This window comes from Pantoea wallisii, assembly GCF_002095485.1.
GTDB lineage: Bacteria > Pseudomonadota > Gammaproteobacteria > Enterobacterales > Enterobacteriaceae > Pantoea > Pantoea wallisii.
In genome coordinates, this window is record NZ_MLFS01000078.1 from 1 (window position 1) to 17,608 (window position 17,608).

General features: G+C 54.3%; 11 protein-coding genes and 1 pseudogene. 1 reads left to right on the plus strand and 11 read right to left on the minus strand.

The features are described 5' to 3' along the window. Positions 1 to 74: 74 nt before the first annotated feature. The 11 genes and pseudogenes from HA48_RS19995 to wbaP all read right to left on the minus strand — a co-directional run bounded on the left by HA48_RS19995 (position 75) and on the right by wbaP (position 15,168). Positions 75 to 1,415, minus strand: a complete 1,341-nt coding sequence (locus HA48_RS19995) for an MOP flippase family protein (protein WP_128602874.1) — start codon at positions 1,413 to 1,415, stop codon at positions 75 to 77. Beyond that, positions 1,412 to 2,635 carry a glycosyltransferase gene (locus tag HA48_RS20000; protein ID WP_128602875.1) on the minus strand — a complete coding sequence of 408 codons (1,224 nt, stop codon included), beginning with the start codon at positions 2,633 to 2,635 and terminating at the stop codon, positions 1,412 to 1,414. Before HA48_RS20000 ends, HA48_RS19995 begins: the two co-directional genes overlap by 4 nt. 3 nt (positions 2,636 to 2,638) lie before the next feature. After that, positions 2,639 to 3,901: a colanic acid biosynthesis pyruvyl transferase WcaK gene (gene wcaK / locus HA48_RS20005; protein ID WP_128602876.1), complete on the minus strand. Its 1,263-nt coding sequence runs from the start codon at positions 3,899 to 3,901 to the stop codon at positions 2,639 to 2,641. A 238-nt stretch (positions 3,902 to 4,139) separates the two neighbouring features. Beyond that, on the minus strand, positions 4,140 to 6,350 hold the full coding sequence (locus tag HA48_RS20010) for a phage tailspike protein (RefSeq protein WP_128602877.1): 2,211 nt from the start codon (positions 6,348 to 6,350) through the stop codon (positions 4,140 to 4,142). Between the two features lie 73 nt (positions 6,351 to 6,423). Then, positions 6,424 to 7,458, minus strand: a complete 1,035-nt coding sequence (locus HA48_RS20015) for a glycosyltransferase (RefSeq protein WP_128602878.1) — start codon at positions 7,456 to 7,458, stop codon at positions 6,424 to 6,426. Positions 7,459 to 7,617: 159 nt separating this feature from the next. Further along, entirely contained in the window at positions 7,618 to 8,370 is a 753-nt protein-coding gene (locus tag HA48_RS20020; RefSeq protein WP_128602879.1) for a glycosyltransferase family 2 protein, read from the minus strand. Between the two features lie 72 nt (positions 8,371 to 8,442). Continuing rightward, positions 8,443 to 9,360 carry a glycosyltransferase family 2 protein gene (locus HA48_RS20025; protein ID WP_128602880.1) on the minus strand — a complete coding sequence of 306 codons (918 nt, stop codon included), beginning with the start codon at positions 9,358 to 9,360 and terminating at the stop codon, positions 8,443 to 8,445. A gap of 304 nt (positions 9,361 to 9,664) precedes the next feature. Then, positions 9,665 to 11,844 (minus strand): annotated as a pseudogene (gene wzc, locus HA48_RS20030) (tyrosine-protein kinase Wzc). Positions 11,845 to 11,856: 12 nt separating this feature from the next. After that, positions 11,857 to 12,291, minus strand: coding sequence for an arsenate reductase/protein-tyrosine-phosphatase family protein (locus tag HA48_RS20035; protein WP_128602881.1), 435 nt, complete (start codon positions 12,289 to 12,291; stop codon positions 11,857 to 11,859). 10 nt (positions 12,292 to 12,301) lie between these two features. Further along, positions 12,302 to 13,432, minus strand: coding sequence for a polysaccharide export protein (locus HA48_RS20040; protein WP_128602882.1), 1,131 nt, complete (start codon positions 13,430 to 13,432; stop codon positions 12,302 to 12,304). Between the two features lie 302 nt (positions 13,433 to 13,734). Then, positions 13,735 to 15,168 (minus strand): undecaprenyl-phosphate galactose phosphotransferase WbaP, encoded by a 1,434-nt coding sequence (gene wbaP / locus HA48_RS20045; protein ID WP_128602883.1) that lies wholly within the window; start codon positions 15,166 to 15,168, stop codon positions 13,735 to 13,737. Between the two features lie 786 nt (positions 15,169 to 15,954). On the opposite strand from wbaP, the gene HA48_RS20050 reads away from it, so the two are divergent. Continuing rightward, positions 15,955 to 17,523: a TerC family protein gene (locus HA48_RS20050; protein WP_128602884.1), complete on the plus strand. Its 1,569-nt coding sequence runs from the start codon at positions 15,955 to 15,957 to the stop codon at positions 17,521 to 17,523. Positions 17,524 to 17,608 lie beyond the last annotated feature (85 nt).

Below are 17,608 nucleotides of genomic sequence, written 5' to 3' on the forward strand. Positions count from 1 at the left end.
TGAATGGCGACCCTGAAGAACCGGCACATTGTTATCGGGCTGCCATCAATAGCGACCGTCCGTTACATTACCGCTTACAGCCAGCCGGCAAACCACTCCGGCATCACAAACAGATTGAAGTGATTCACCAGCAGCATCAGACCAACGAACACCACCGAAACTGATACCCACTGGCGCGCATAGGGCATAAAGCCAATGCCAATGACCGGCTTGATAAAGAACGGATGCGCAAACGCGGAGATCAGCACCTGAGAGATCGACAGCGTCAGCGCGACATAAATCACGTTCGGCCAGATATAGGTTGTGGCGAGTACCGCAACCACCACCAGGCTGGCGACAATGTTCCAGTAAAACTCAACGTTGGTCCGTCCGTTGGCCTGGGAGATCGCACCGGTCAGGCCGCCCATCGGGCGCAGCATACCAAACAGCAGCATCAGCGGAATCAGGTGATAAACCTGCTCATGCGATGCGCCATACAGCACGCGTACAATTAACGGAGAGAGAATACCAATCGCCAGATACATCACACTGCTGAACAGCATGATGACAAACGTGCCCTTCAGGAACAGTTTTTTCAGCTGCTCCGGATCGTGCTGCTTCTCCGCGAAGCGCGGCAGCGCCAGGCGGTTGATCACCGGCGATACCAGCTTCAGCGGCTGCAGTATCAGTTCCTTTGCCAGCGAGTAGATGCCCAGCATCTCAGCGCCCATCACTTTACCAACAATCAGCGCATCCGCCTGAGTACGCAGCTGGTTGATGGTTTGCGATCCCAGCTGATAGATGCCGTAACGTACCGCGCTGACAAAGGTCTTGCCATCGAACTCCCAGGTAGGTCGCCAGGATTTCTCGCCAAAGTAGATCATGCAGAGAATGCGCGTGAAGGCATTGATGAACAGCCCGAGAATCGCAGCGGCCACCGTCAGCGAGGTGAAGTAAAGCATCGCCACGGTACACAGGAAAGCAAACAGCTTGGTGCCCATCTCAATCTTCGCCAGCGTCACCATGCGTTTGGTTTTCACATAGTGCGCCTGATACTGCGAGAGATGCCCCAGCACCAGGAAGTTGAGGCTGGTCAGCATAATCAGCGCGGTGAGCTCCGGCAGATGGTAGAACCACGCCACTGGCCACGCGATCGCCAGCATGATTAAGCCGGTACAGAAGCTGAGTGAGACGTTAACCCAGTAGATCGTGCTCTGCTCGCGACGCGTAATATCCTGGCGATGCACGATGTAGCTGCTCATGCCCATATCCTGCAATACGGTGGCGACGGCCAGTATTGCATTGATAATCGCCAGTAAGCCCAGCTCGTGCGTCTCCAGCTTGCGCGCCAGCACCGCCAGCTGTAACACCTGGAGCAGCGCAGCGAAGCAGGTACTGCCAAACAGCCAGACGGCCTGTTTTTTTAATCCACTCACACCATCCGCTCCAGAATTTTCGCCAGCTCACCGTACGCGATGTGCTGATTGAACTCGGTTTCGACTTTATGGCGTGCGGCGGCGACAACCGGCGCGACATCAACATCACCGCGCGACAGGCGCAGCAGGGTATCTGCCAGCTCCTCGGCACTGTTCTCAGAGACCAGCCAGCCACTGACGTTATTCTGAATCAGCTCCGGAATGCCGCTGTGATAGGTCGAGACCACCGGCAGGCCTACCGCCATCGCTTCCATCAGCGCCACCGGAATCCCCTCCATATCGCCGTCAGCCGCGGTTTTTGACGGCAGCAGGAAGATATCGGCCTCATTCAGCGCCTCACGAATCTCCTCCTGCGGTTTAAAGCCCGGCATGGTCACAAACTCTTCCAGTCCGGCACGGGCGATATGCTCGCGCATCATGCCATCCTGTTCGCCGTTACCGATGATGGTGAACTGGAACTGGCCACCGTTATCCCGCAGGATCTCGCTGGCCTTCACCGCCACATCCAGCCCTTTCTTCTCGGTCAGGCGTGCAACGGAGACGATGCGCAGCGGCTTGTGGAAGGCCTCACGCGGGCGGAAGTTAAACTTCTCCGGCTCGATGCCCATGCGCGTAACGTGCACTTTCTCGCGCGGGCAGCCCATCTCGATCAGCTTGTTCTCCCACAGATGACTGATAGGCAGCATCAGCTCGCTCTGTTTGAACAGGTTAACGTAATCAAGCTTGTGCTCTTCCAGAATGTGACGACGGGAGATGTCAGCGCCGTGAAACACCGTGGCCTGTTTGCCTTTCAGCACGCCAAGTTCGCGCAGCTTATTGGCCAGCGCGCCGGCATAGCCGAAGTGCACCAGAAACACATCTGCCGTGAAGGTCTGCTTTGCGTTAGCCACAATGGCCGGCAGCAGCAGCTTTTTCGCCTGCGCGCCGTAGCGGCCAATATTGAGCGATTTCAGCAGGGCCGGTTTGGTGATCTTGGGCAGCATCAGACCAATACGCTGCGTAAGTTTATCGAGGTTCGATACCTTCTCTTCCGGCAGCAGATAGTGGGTTTTTGCCGCCAGATTGTACTCATCGAACGCAGCATGGCGGTTAACCATGTCGCCCGGAAACACCGAGATAATCTCGACGTCATAGCCGGCATCGATGAAATGCGTTACCTGATTGAGGACAAATGTCTCAGAGGCAACCGGAAAACGCATGGTGAAAAAGGTTAACTTCATCGCTTACCCCAGCACATTAAGAATTTCTTCGGTAATGCGGTTGCCGATTTCGCGCTCCTGCGCCACCGCGGTTTCCACTTTTTGCTTCACGTTGTCGTAATCCGCCAGCACCGTTTGCACTTTATCGATCAACGAGCCGTCCATCAGGCTCTGTACGTCGGTGGCCATCTGCGGCAGGCCCAGTTGCTTCATCACGCCGAGGGATTTGTGCTCGTAGTTGATGGCGACGGCCGGGGTACCAAAGTTCATGGAGATAATCGCCGAGTGCAGGCGCGTACCGATGGTGAGATGACAGTGGCTCAGCAGAATGCCCAGCTCAAGGTCGTTAAACTCATCCATGATGACGTGATAATGCTCCGGCTGTTCAACGTGGTCGCGCAGCGTCAGTGCCACCATGCGGTCATCTTTGCCGTAGCTGTCGATACCGGTACAGGTCGAGAATGCTACGACTTGATAGCCTGCCGCGATCATCGCGTTAATCACGCGACCAAAAGCAGCTTCATACTCTTTCTGGGTAACGCCCAGGCGTTTATCAAACGGCGCCAGCTCACGCACGGTGATGGCGATGGTTTTACGGGCGCTGATGACACGCTGCCAGTGCAGCAGATTGTGGCTGGGGTTCCCAACCTCGCGCGCTTTCACCAGAAATGCGGTATCAACGCCCTTCTTCACCCGGCTGGTGGTGACGCCATCCTGTTTCAGGCGATCCAGGCTCACCTCTTCGCGCAGCACCAGGCTGTCTACACGGTCAAACACAAAGTTCGCCAGCGCATTGACGCGCGGATTTTCGAACGGCCCTACCGAGTGACCAATCATGTGCAGAGGCTTTTTGGCCATCAGCGCACAGAGCGCATGGTCAAACTGCGTCACGCCGTAGAGATCAACGAAGAACGAGCCCCCCACCTGAATGATGGCATCATACTGCGCCAGGTTGCGGGTGAACTCCGCCAGGTGCGGTGGCACGGAGAAAGATTTGTACAGGCCACCTTTGCCCAGGTGCGCCATCATAATGTCCGGCATCAGGCGGTTTGCGACTTTACGCTTTAAGCTGCCGACTATGCCCTTCCCGCCTTTGCTGTTGTGTAAAAACAGGGAGTCTTGCTGAATATCCTGCTGCAATAAATATCCGGAGCTTGTCGGATAACGACTGATGACATCGATATCCAAATCACCGCGTGCCGACTGAAGCGAATCGATCAGCCCACGTAAAATCGCGCCATCCCCACGATTTCCACAGGTATGGTTACCCACCAATAAAATCTTCATAAAAAACTCCAGAAAAAATTTTTGTAATTTTGTACAAACTGCCAGTTCCGAACTGGCCAGGTGAACTCTGTAATAAAAAAACTGCTCATGGGCGAATGCCCGAAATTTACTGCTTACTGCCTGTTATCTGACCTAAAATCTGTTGCGTGGTGCGCATGAATGCGCACCCTACAGAAACATGTCGCCGCACGTTCACCCAAGGTCGCCGTTTACGGTGACCGTCAGCCGTGCCGGGTTTTTACGACTTCACCGCAAAATAGGGCAACGCCACCTGCTCGCCGTTGATCACCACGGAGACAAACCCTTTGGGTTCACGCGTATCGACCTGCTCCGGCTTCAGCGCGCGTGAGGCCAGCAGCAGATCGCCCTGCTCATTACCACCAACGCCGGCCTTGCCGTTGTGCAGGCTGAATCGCTGCGGCGCCTGCTGGCTGCCACCGGAAGGCTCGCCCTGTGCCATGGTGGCGTCGACGCGGGCACAGCGACCGGTCAGGAAGCGGTCTTTGGCCGTGCTCTTGATCAGTACCGCCGTTGCCGGTGTCCAGCCCGCCAGTTTGACGAACACCTTACTGTCGGTATCCGTACGCGGTTCTACCCGCACTTCCAGCACCGGCGAGCTGCCCTCTGCCGACCAGCTGGCTTCTGCCTTATGGGTTTTACGCTGCAGATGGATCACCGCACGCCCGCCGGTCTGCTTACCCTCCATCAGATCCAGCAGCGGCTTATCCTCGGTGCCGTTATTAAACTGCGACTGACCAAATAGCTCGATCTCCCAGCTATCGCCCACGGTCGGCGAGTAGAAGTTACCAAGCTCAAACCATGTCGCCTGGTTGGTGTTATTGGTCAGACGGTAACGCGAAGTGATGTAGTTGTATTTCAGGCTGCCATCAATCGCTACGCCGTAAGATTCGACGCGGGTTGATCCCATTTCCCAAATATTGAGCCAGCGATCGCCCTGCAGCGAGTTATCAATCCAGCTGCCGGATTGCAGATTTGTCTGGCGCATATTCAGGCGCGAGTTATGGGCAATCAGCGGGTTCTTGCAATCTTCCAGGCTCAGGGCATCGATGATCCACTGGCCGTTAGAAATATCGCCCGGATGTTCACTGTGCTCAATCCAGCCATTATGGATAATCGACTGGCTGCAGCGCGGCAGATTCAGCACCATCCCACCGGTACAGTGCTGCGCATTGAAGTTCGACAGCTCAATGGCGGTGCTGTGATCCCATACGCCCTGCTTCTGCCCGGACCAGCTGGCTTTAATCACATCGCCGGTACAGGTGTGGGCATACCACTGGTCGATTTTGCAATCCAGCGTATCCAGCAGGCTGATGGCGGTGCCGCCAACCCGATTGAAGCGCAGGCAGGCGCCGCGGAAGAACTGGCCGCCCGGGCAAGTGTTGCGGAACAGCCCCTGCTTGTTCGGACGTTTATCGTTCTGGCCGTTAAAGATCAGGTTGGAGATCTCGGTCCAGCGCGCATTCACCTGGAACAGGAACTCTGAGCGGCCATCGGAGATCAGCGTTGTCGCCGGGAAGTAACCGAAGTTGACCATCGCACCGGAGATACGGAAGAAGCGCTGCTGCCGATCGCCAAAATCGCAGCCGGTGACGAAAAACGTCCCCGCCGGGAACTGCACGCAAATTTGCTGATTGGCGTCCAGCGACCACTGATACATCGCTTTAATTGCGGGTGCGGCATCGGTCTTGCCGTCGGCAATGGCGCCAAAATCAAACAGTGTAAGGCGGTTAAAATCTTCAACCACGCGCCGCCAGTAGAAGCCGTTGCCGCTGATGGTGACGCCGCCATCATCTTTGCTCTCGCCGTAAACGCCAACAAATTCACCGCCGCCCACTTCCAGCCCTTCGTGCCAGCTCTTCAGCTTGATTTTCGCACCGGCAAACAGCGGACGGGTTTTGCGTAACTCCTCAACCGACGGGATTTCACCAATCAGTTGATAGCCATTCGGCTGCGCCAGGCGCTGGCTGAAGCTGCTCTGGTTCGGGCGCGAAACATCGCTGATGGAGAACAGCGTATTGCCTTCGTTGTCCTCGACCACCATAGAGTGCGCCGGATGGGCGATCAGCGCGGCGTTATCATGAATAAACTGAGCAAAATTGCCCTTGTTCAGCGCAATAGGCTGACTGATCTGTGAAACTTTGCCACTGGCATCTCGCAGGTATACCGGAATCTGATTACCCGCTTTGCTGGCATCGCGCCCGGCCTGACCAATCCACAATTTGCCCTCAAAGTTCTGCCAGAACTGCGGCGGCATGGTGTAGACATTCTCTGGCGTCAGAATCGGTACATCGCTCTGCGGCACGCTGGAAGGATCAACGCTTTTCAGCGCAGGCTGATCATTTTTGGCGGCATAGCTGGAGAACGCGCTCACCGAAAGCGCAGCAACAATGGAGGAGGCTGCGGTTTGCAGAACTTCTCTTCTTTTCATGCGTAAAATCCCGTGGTCAATTTGCGCCATCTGGCGGCGATACGTGTGATCCCGGAGGCACGAGAATGGGCGCTTATACCAGCGCCAGCCAGCTTTGTTTGATCTGGTTACCGTCAAACTTCAGCGCTGTTTCTTTGGTTTTTTCACTCATGGCGTAGAACAGGCTATCGTCGCTTGCCAGCTGCTCCATGCGCGCCAGGAAGGTCGCTTTGTCATTCATGGGCACCAGGAAGCCATCTTCACCGTGGTTGATGATCTCCTGCGGACCGGTCGGGCAGTCGTACGCCACCACCGGCAGCGACCAGGATTTGGCCTCCAGCAGCACCAGCGGCAATCCTTCATAGCGCGAGGTCATCAGCGCCATATCGCTGTCGCGGTAGTAGTCGTTGATGTTGCTCACTTTGCCGACAAAGTTAACGCTATTGGTGATGCCAAGCGATGCAGCCTGATCGTGCAGCTGCTGGCGCAGTTCGCCATCACCGGCAATCACCAGCGTCCACTCCGGATGGGTTTTACTGAAGTCCGCCCAGATATCCAGCAGCAGGTCGAACCCTTTCTGGTTATCCAGACGTCCCACCGCCAGCGCCTGACGGCTGCGCGTCTGCCGCTGCCAGGATTTATACACCACCGGATTGGGAATTTGCTGACTGGCGATGTGCCAGCGGCTGAATACCTGGTGATCTTTATCGGTGAGCACGATGACGCGATCGTAGTAGCGCAGCAGCAGCCACTTCAGCAGCTTGATCGGTTTGCTGAAGGAGTTGATGGCAATGTGCTCGCAGGCGTAGGCTTTGAAGGTTTTTTTCTTCATCGCCATCAGGTTCCAGAAGGCGAACATTACGCTCAGGCGGCCCATGCTGATCAGGAATACGCTGTCGAAGCCCTCCTGATGGATGCGCGCCACGGCGCTTTTAATCGGGTTGCTGTGACCTTCAAAGCTGACAATCTCTTTTACGCGTTCAAACGGGTAAAAAGTTTTGCCATGGCCTTCCAGCGAATAGACGGTAACAGCGTGCTGCTCACCGAGGCACTCCGACATAAAATTACAGATGTTCTCTGTACCCGCGTAGGAGTAGGCATCCTTGATAACTAAAACAATCTTTTTCATGAAAATACTTTCCACCTCAAACGAATGGCGATTTCAATAACCTAATAGTTTGAGTTGCAGCAAGGCGGCAAAGGGGACCATCCGCAAGAGCTTACTCAAGTAAGTGGCTGTGGTGGGCACGCGTAGACAACGCCGCTGCAGCTCAAAATATGACGGTTATTAGCGATGTTTAAGGGTGAAAAGAACCCCATTCACCATATACCAGACGTAATAGTAATAGATTTTTAAAGGATTGTTTTTATAGATAATTCTTAATAATTCGAGATGCCATTTCGCCGCTTTATTTTTGTTGCGCGAAAGGGAGTCACCCAGCTCGTAATAGTTCACCAGGGTTTTCTGGATCACGCGAGCCTGCTTGTAGCGGAGGAAAAGCTCATAGAGGAACAGGAAATCTTCGTGGCCTTTGCGCTGGAAGAAGATGCCCTGAGGAGGACGGCGGAAGCAGACCGATGAGAAGCAGACACGATACTGCTTCTTCACAAAGTTATCCTGCTGCAGATAGGGTTTGCTGTAGGTGATGTCGTGGTCGGCGCTTTGGGTTTTGTAGTGGTAATGGGTGATCACAAAGTCATCGCCGGCGGCAATGGCGGCGGCCTGCTCTGCCAGCTTCTCCGCGTGCCACTCGTCATCGCTATCAAGAAACGCGATGATCTCCTCTTTAGCCGCGCGCAAACCTACGTTACGGGTTTCGGCTGCGCCCTGGTTCACCTCATTGCTGAGGATGGTGATCCGCGCATCCCGGCAGTGTTCGCGCACGTACTCCAGCGAATCGTCCGTGGATTTGTCGTTGACCAGGTAGAGGTGCCAGTCGCTGTAAGTCTGATTAACGATCGACTCAACTGCGCGCATCACCGTTTTACGCGCGTTATACATCGGCATCACAATACCGATGGTGCCAACATGATTTGTCATTTGTGTACCCGGAATTTCAGAAAGCAAAAAATTGCTCCCGGTGCGGGAGCAAGTAAATGTGACTTAAGCCTGTCAGGAGACGGTGCTTCGCCCGCCAAAACGCGACTTCACTTTATCGAGCAGACGATTCATGAAATAGGCGCGATTGTCGCGGTTGGTCAGGAAGAAGTAGCGCGCAAAACTGACGCTCGCCAGCAGCGAATTCCCATCCATCTTGTAGCGCAGCGGCAGCTTGAACGCTTTGTAGGTGTGGATATCGCGCGCCGTCAGGTGCGGCTTCATGGTGTCCAGCCAGAAGTAGGAGTACTTCACGGACTCGCCCTTATGTTTGGAGCCGAATTTGGTCACCAGGTGGTAAGTCGCCAGCGGTTTGGCAATCATCACGAACTCATAGCCCATGCGATCGGCACGGATGCAGAAGTCATAATCCTGATGGCGAATATAGCGCGCATCAAACTGGATTTTGGCCGCATCTTCCCGCTTCAGCACGATGGTGCTGGTCTGAATAAAGCCGTAGCAGCCAAACAGGTACTCGGCCACGGTCTCATTTTTGCCGGGCGGCTGCATCGGCATCACTTTGAGGAAAGTGCCATCCTGATGAATGTTGACCTGGCTGAAGATGACGTAGCGTGATTTGCCCTGCGCCTCCAGTCTGGCGATGGTGTCATGCACTTCCATCAATTTATCGGCCTGCCACTCATCATCAGCGTCCAGGAAGCTGATGAAGTCACCGGTTGCCAGTTCAATGCCTTTGTTACGGGCGCCGGCGCCGTTGAGTTTGACCTCAGACAGCTCAAGTTTGATGTCCAGCTCCTGATAGCGCTCACTGCGTACTACCTGCGCCAGGTCAGCCGCATCGGCGGATTTATCATCCACGATGATGACTTCAAAGTTGCGATATGTTTGCGCTTTGACGCAATCCAGCGTCGTAACAATCGATTTCGACGCGTTATATGCGGGAATTACAATTGAGAAGCGGATGTCCTGCATTGCCAGCACCTCTTAAACAGCTGTTCCAGACTTAACGGTAACGCGAGCGGCCCTGAGAGAGAATCGGCTTTGTTCCGAAAAATCATGCCGTTATCCTCTTTTCTCAACGCTGTTCTCCGTCCCATCACGGAAATACCAAAGACTGCGCTGTGTGTATGTTATTGGGTGCAAAACGCACCTTAAATGGAGGTCGCCATGAATGAAGCCCGTAGGGTGCGCATTTATGCGCACCTGAGTTCACCGCATTCATGCGCACCCGGTTTCACCATAAAAATGGGGCGGTCAGACCGCCCCACTTGTTCTCTTAGATGCTCTTGGTCTCTTTGCCGTACTCGTAGTTGTAATAGTCGTAGCCATACCCGTAGGCATTTGCCGCTTTACGTACTACGGCGTTGAGGATCACGCCTTTAATCTCGATGCCGTTCTGCGCGAAGCGCTTGTAGCTGACATCCAGCTCTTTGGTGGTGTTGGTTTCGAAACGCGCCACCATCAGCGAGGTGCCTGCCAGCTTACCGATAATGGACGCATCGGTAACAGCCAGAATCGGCGGTGTATCGATCAGCACCAGGTCATAGTTCTGGCTTGCCCACTCCAGCAGCTCGCCCATGCGACGGTGCATCAGCAGCTCAGACGGGTTCGGTGGTACCTGGCCGCGAGGCAGGAAATCGAAACCGTATACGCCCTTCTGGATCATCGCCGGAGAGAACTCGCTCTTGCCGGACAGTACATTCGAGAGACCAACTTTATTGTCCGCACCCAGCAGCTCGTGGGTATAACCGCGGCGCATATCACCATCGATGAACAGCACGCGCTGACCCGCTTTAGAGACCAGCGTCGCCAGGTTGGCACAGATAAAGGTTTTACCAATGCCCGGGCTTGCCCGGTGATCATCAGAATGTTGTTTTTCGCTTCCATCATGGCGAAGTGCAGGCTGGTACGCAGGCTACGAATCGCTTCGATGGAGAGGTCAGTCGGATTACCCAGAGCCAGCAGCGTATTGTGCGGATCGGCCTTCTCTTTATGACCACGGCGCGCCAGCGCTTCGGTATCTTTCTTACGCTGCCATTCAGAGAGTGGCACGCTGGCATAGACGTTCATGCCCAGCTCTTCCAGCTGCTCCGGATTATCAATACCGTGATGGAACAGCGCTTTCAGCAGCACCAGACCTACAGACAGAATCAGACCCACCAGCAGACCCGCAATAATGATCAGCGCTTTCTTCGGTGCTACCGGACTGGTGCCGGTCTCTGCCTGGTCGATGATACGTACATCGCCTACGGTGCTCGCTTTACTGATGCCCAGCTCCTGCTGACGGTTCAGCAGCTGCATGTAGATCTCCTGACCTGCCTGCACATCACGGGTCAGACGCAGAATCTCCTGCTGCGTTTGCGGCATGCCAGAGATCTTCTTGTTCAGCTGAGCCTGTTCCGCTTCCAGCGTTTTGCGTTTTTCCAGCAGCGCGCGGTAGGTCGGGTGATCTTTGGTAAACAGCTGGGAGACTTCGGCTTCACGGAAGGTCAGCTCGTTCAGCTGGCTCTGCACGCTTACAGAAGAGTCCAGGGCAGATTTCGCTTCCAGCGACATATCCACTGACTCGTTCTGGCGACGGAAGGTGTTCAGCTTGTCTTCCGCGTCATCCAGTTTGGCACGTACGGCCGGCAGCTGGGTGCGCAGGAACTCAAGGCTCTTCTCTGCCTGTTCGGATTTACGCTCCACGTTCTGCAGCAGATAGTTGTTGACGATCTGGTTGAGTACGCGGCTCGCCTGCTCCTGATCTTCATCCTGGAACTCAAGGCCCAGCACGCCGGTAGTTTTACCCTTATCCGCGACGGTCAGTGCGCCCAGCACGGTTTTGATCGCCTGCAGGTCAGTCAGTTTGGTCACGCTAAAGCTGGTGCCTTCATCCGCTTCAATACCGCTCACCAGCATGGTGACTTCACCGTGCTGCTCAAGCTGACCCACACGGCCTTTGAACAGCTCGTCGCCATCTTTGGTCACGGTATAGGTTTGCGGGCCGGTCACTTCCAGCTCCACGGTACGCTTATCAATGCTGCGTGGAATTTCCAGGCGAGAGATAGCGATTTTGGCCGGTTTGTTGCCCATCAGGCGTGACAGACCTTTACCAATTACCGGGAAGTAGTTCTGCTGTACCACGGTGTCGAGACCGAGGTCATTTACCGTTTTACCAATCACCATACGGGATTCGATGATCTGAATCTCGGTGTCTGATGCCGGGGTTTGCGGCAGAACATCCTGCAGTTCGTTCAGAACTGATGCCGTGTTTTTCTGCTCCACCTGAACCATAGCGTCCGCACTATAGATAGGTGTCGCGAACAGTGTGTAGAGTGTTGCCATCAGCATAAAGAAAGCGGTGACGGCCACAATGATCCAGCGATGATCAACTAGCTGTCCCACAAGATGCGCCAGATCCCATCCATTCGAATCTTCCTTTGGCGCGGTCATAACCTTGTTTTTGATATTCATGGATATTCCCAACTATCGGCTTAATACGTTGACCCATTTCTGGGTAGCGTTTTCCAGTAACCGGTAAACCTCTTCAAAGGCTTCACGGCTTTTCTTGTACGGGTCCGCAATTTCCTGTTGGTTAAGCCAGTGTCCAAGCAGCATGGTTTTACCCCGGGCTGCCGGGTCGATGCGGTTCACCTGCTCAACGTGGCGCTTCTCCATCACCAGAATCAGGTCAAAGTCACGGCACATGCTGGCCGTTAACTGTTGAGCTTCATGGCCTTCGAGCGACACGCCGTGTTCGGCGGCCACCGCGCTGGCGGTCTTATCTGCCGGGTAGCCTTTCAGGGCTCCTAAACCAGCAGACGCGACGCGGGTGTGAGGCAGTGCGCGTTTAAACAGACGCTCCCCGGTAGGGGAGCGGCAGATATTGCCGACGCAGACGACTAACACAGACTTAATCATTGGTGAAACCTTAGTTCGACCAGTTGCGGAAGCGCAGCGCTGCGGAGCTTGCATCGTCAATACCGACGATGGTTGGCAGCAGCCCGGAAATCACGCGGTTCCAGCGGGTGATCGGGGTCGCGGTGACGTAGACAATGTCATACGGCTCCAGCTGGAATTCAGTGCCCATCACCATGGATGCCGCATCTTTCGTATTCAACTGATAGATGTTGGCAATCTTAGTGCGGTTGGCCCCGCGAATCGGACGAATCACGAACACGCCGGTTGCATCAGAGGTCGCCTGATCCATACCCTGCGCGTTGCCCAGTGCTTCAGCCAGCGTCATGCCGCTGCGGTCCATCTTCAGCGTTGCCTGCTGCTTCACTTCGCCCATCACGAAGACCTTCAGATCGTCGTTACGCGGCACATAAAGGATATCGCCCGGATAGAGCAGATGGTTTTGGCTCAGGTCGCCATTTTGCATCAGCGCCTGCAGTGAGATGCGCTGCTCGCGGCCGTTGTGCGTCAGCACCACGTTGCGCCAGTCGGCATCGGCGGCCAGGCCACCTGCGGCGTTGACGGCATCCAGTACGGTAAGCGGTACGTTGGTGATCGGCTGCTGGCCTGACGTCGTGACAGAACCCGTGATATAGGCTTTCTGCGAACGGAATGAGGCGACATTGACATCAACCTGCGGGCTTTCGATGTACTGTGCCAGACGGCGGGCGATTTCAGTACGGATCTCTGTCACGCTGCGGCCGGCAACACGCACCTTGCCGATGTACGGATAGAAGATAGTGCCGTCAGCCTGCACCCAGTTACCGGTGTCGCTGGCGCTGCGGTACTGGCCAGCCGGCGTAGTTAACTCAGGGTGATCCCAGACGGTAACATTAAGTACGTCGCCAATACCGATACGGTACTCATAGCTCTGGATTTCGTTCTGCAGCTGCGGGTTAGCTTGCGCCACCAGCGGCTTCGGACGCATCTGTTCAACCAGACGTGGCGTCATCGGGAAGACGTTAACGTATTTGTCGATGTCAAAGTTGCTATCCTGTTGCTCAATGACATCTTTTCCACTAGTGGTGAGGTGCGAACCTGGTTCAATGGTGCACCCGGAGAGAAAAGTCGCGGATACCAGTAACGGTATCAATTTAGTTTTCATTATCATCTGGTTCTTCGCTATCAGTTAATGATTGATAGAGGCGAAAACGCCGCTGTGTAAGCGTCTTACAAAAATTAATATGACGGGTTAAACATTGAAACTGTGGGTCATTATCATCTGCTCCCTTGGTTTTTATGTTGTCCCCGTGCCTTAAGACGACATCAATTAAAGTGGAAGATTTAAAAAATGCTAAATAAACCACTCTGGTCAGGCTCGATAATGGCAGTTATCAGATAAAGACACTCCCAGCACCGGCAGTTATCAGGCGGGAACGTTATTTCGTCCCCTGCCCTCGCTGTCTATCAATAAGCGCCGTCGCGCTTGAGCACTACGCCGACTGTCTTAAACAGAATCGCAATGTCATTCCACAGCGACCAGTTTTTGACATACCACGAATCGAAATAGACGCGCGTTTCATAGTCAACGTCGTTACGACCGCTGACCTGCCACAATCCCGTCATGCCTGGCTTTGCCATCAGGTAGTAATCAACATCACCGGCATAACGACAGAGTTCATCTTCAATCACCGGGCGCGGGCCAACCAGGCTCATATCGCCACGTACCACGTTCCACAGTTGCGGCAGCTCATCCAGACTGGTTTTACGGATGAAGTGACCAACTTTGGTAATACGCGGATCGTTTTTCAGTTTGAAATCTTTATCCCACTCAGCGCGTGCCACCGGGTCAGTGCGCAGCACCTCCTCCAGCACCTCTTTCGAGTTGATGACCATTGAGCGGAACTTGAGGCATTTGAATTTGCGGCCGTTCATGCCGACACGTTCGTGACCGTAGATTGGCGGGCCGCCATCGCGTCCAACCATAAAGCCAAGCACCAGCAGCGCAGGCGACAGCGCTACGATGATGCTCAGCGCACCGACAATATCGAACGCCCGCTTGAGGAAGCGCGAGGTGCGTTTTGCCAGGTTGTTATTCACACGCAGAATCATCACTTCATGGCTGAAGATGTAAGCCATATCGGTGCCGTAGAGCGGCACACCGCGCAGCGTAGGAATTACCGAAACAGAGCGGCAGTTGTGCATGGCCAGCGTTTTCAGCCAGTGATCGCGATGCTGGCTCTGCTCAAACTCTACCGCCACGATGAACTGGGTTTCGCTGTTGGTCAGCTGCCACAGCTCCTGCTCGTTGTGCAGTACCGGTACGCCAGAGATGCTTGCCTGCGGGCAGCTGCCATCAACATCAAAGAAGGCGATAACGTCAAAGCCCATCACCTCTTCGCTCTGCAGCGCCTGCCAGGCTTCCTGCGCATTGCGGTTGCTGCCGATAATAATGGTTTGCTTCTTCCAGAGGCCGAAATTATTCAGAACGCGTTTAGAAATAGCGCGCGCCAGTGGAATCAGAATCAGCGCCAGAATCCAGGTTAATACCCAGACAAAACGCGACATCTGCCATTGCGATAAAGCGGAAATTGACAAATCGATGACAGAAAAAATAAGAATGGTGCGAAACACCTCTTTCAGCTCGAACCAGAATGGCTTGCGATAAGTATAATGACGCAGGCGAACCCAGAACCAGCCGGTGCAAATTATTGATAAGCACACATGGGTGGCAATTTTTAAATTCAGATCTTTTTCAGAAATATCTGCCAGTGGAGAATTTGTGAACGAATTAATGAACGCCAGCGCAATAAACAGTGCTGCGTTAAAACAAATTAAATCCGAACACGCCAGTAAGATTTTTGTGAGAAGACTTTTATATGTAAATTCGTTATCGCGCATATTTAACTCTTTTATTTTATTTCCCTAATCCTACGTCCTGAGCCTGTGTAATAAATGAGCGATATTCCAGCGGGACCCCGTCAGTAAAACCGCGGCGAACTCTCCGGCATTTAGGCCAATTCTCTTCGTAGTTAAACAAGAAAATTGTGATAAATACCAACAGATTAGTCTGACAATCCTCGCCGCAACGCCAGACAATTCATTATCCGTGAAAAAGCACTTCAGGCACGCTACCGCCCTTGGCTGTCGCTGCCAATACCGCCTCTGCACCCTTTTTCTTGCCCGTGAAGGCCGAGCCACCGGGAAATTCCTGGCTCAACTCGCTCACGATCACAATTCATAACATTAGAAAGCTAAACAGCGCGCTATTAACAACATTGGCGCAGACATTTACTAACACGTTGCTATACTAGTTATTACTGGCTTGTTTACAAGTAGGCCCCGTGTTCCCTGCACTATTTTAGGAAAAAGACTACCAGCCATAAGTATTGATGTGACTCCTGCCGGGCAAATTCATCGTCAAATTCAGAATTATTCCATATCCAGCGACAGATTCTGCCGTCTTAAAACAGTTGCATTTGTCGGGTGATAAGAATTAATAGTGACCTCTCTTTACGCAGGATGTTTATCCATACTTTCTCCTTATTGGAGAAATCTGGCCACTAAGATTAATCCTGGTATTTCCTCCAACCGCCCTGCTGCGCGGCCGGGAGCGTATTTGTACCCTGTCTGAGGATTAACTATCATCAGACTTAGCTCATTTTCAGACATTATGGTGATGAAAGTATGTGGGAGTGGATCGTTGATCCATCGCTCTGGGCCGGATTAGTCACGCTAATCGTTCTGGAGCTGGTGTTAGGCATTGATAACCTGGTTTTCATCGCTATCCTGGTGGAGAAATTGCCACCCACGCTGCGCGATCGCGCCCGCGTCTTTGGGCTGATGCTGGCGTTAGTGTCCCGTCTGGCGCTTTTGGCCTCGCTCTCGTGGCTGGTTACCCTCACGCAACCGCTATTTACCCTCTGGCAGCATAGCTTTAGCGCGCGCGATCTGCTGCTGCTGTGCGGCGGCATTTTCCTGCTATTCAAAGCCACCACGGAACTCAACGCCCGGCTGGAGGGCGGTGATGAGGAGAGTGGTCAAAATAAAAGCGGTGCTAAATTCTGGCCGGTGGTGGCGCAAATTGTGGTGCTGGACGCCATCTTTTCGCTGGATGCGGTGATCACCGCCGTCGGCATGGTGAATGACCTGCCGGTGATGATGGCGGCCGTCACCATCGCGATTTTGCTGATGCTGCTGGCAAGTAAACCTTTGACCCGCTTCGTGAATGGTCATCCAACGATTGTGATCCTGTGCCTGAGCTTCCTGCTGATGATTGGCTTTAGTCTGGTGGCAGAAGGTTTCGGCTTTATTATCCCCAAAGGTTATCTCTATGCGGCGATAGGCTTCTCAATCGTTATTGAGATCCTTAACCAGCTGGCGATGTTTAATCGTCGTCGCTTCCTCTCCGCCGGGCGCCCACTGCGTCAGCGCACCGCCGAAGCGGTATTGCGTATCCTGCGGGGTGAATCACAGCGCGCCGGGCTGGACGCGGAGACCGCCTCCCTGCTGAGTGACAATGAGGGCGATGCGCTGTTTAACCGGCAGGAGCGGCGCATGATTGCGCGTGTGCTGGGCCTGGCGCAGCGGCAGATCAACAGCATTATGACGTCGCGCCACGATATTGAGCACGTCGACCTGAGCGAAGATCCTGAAGAGATTATGGCGAAGCTCGATCGCAATCAGCATACGCGCCTTTTAATTACCGATCAGGGAGGCGAACCGCTGGGCGTGGTGCACGTGATCGATCTCTTACATCAGTCCCTGCACAGTAAATCGCTGGATTTGCGCGCCCTGATTCGGCAGCCGCTGGTGTTTCCCGAACGCGTTACGCTGCTGCAGGCGCTGGAGCAGTTCCGCAATGCGCGTACCCATTTCGCGTTTGTCGTGGATGAGTTCGGCTCCGTGGAGGGCGTGGTCACGCTGAGTGATGTGATGGAGACCATCGCCGGCAACCTGCCAAACGAAGGGGAAGAGATTGACGCGCGCTACGATATTCAGCCCACCCACGAGGGCGGCTGGATCGCTAACGGGCACATGCCGCTGGAGGATTTGGCGGTGTATGTCCGCTTACCGCTGGATGAGAAGCGCAGTTATCACACCATTGCCGGGCTGCTGATGGATAGCCTGCAGCACGTGCCGGCAGAGGGCGAAGAGCTGCAGGTGGGGGATTATCTGCTGCGTACCCTGCAGGTGGAAAATCATCGCGTGCAGAAGGTGGAGATTGTGCCGCTGGCGCTGGCAGAGAACGGATGATTTAACGGGCTGACGGCTCAAAGCGGTGGCAAATCCACACATTTTATCGCTGCCAATTCTGCGCACAGTCAGAAGGGAGCGTGAG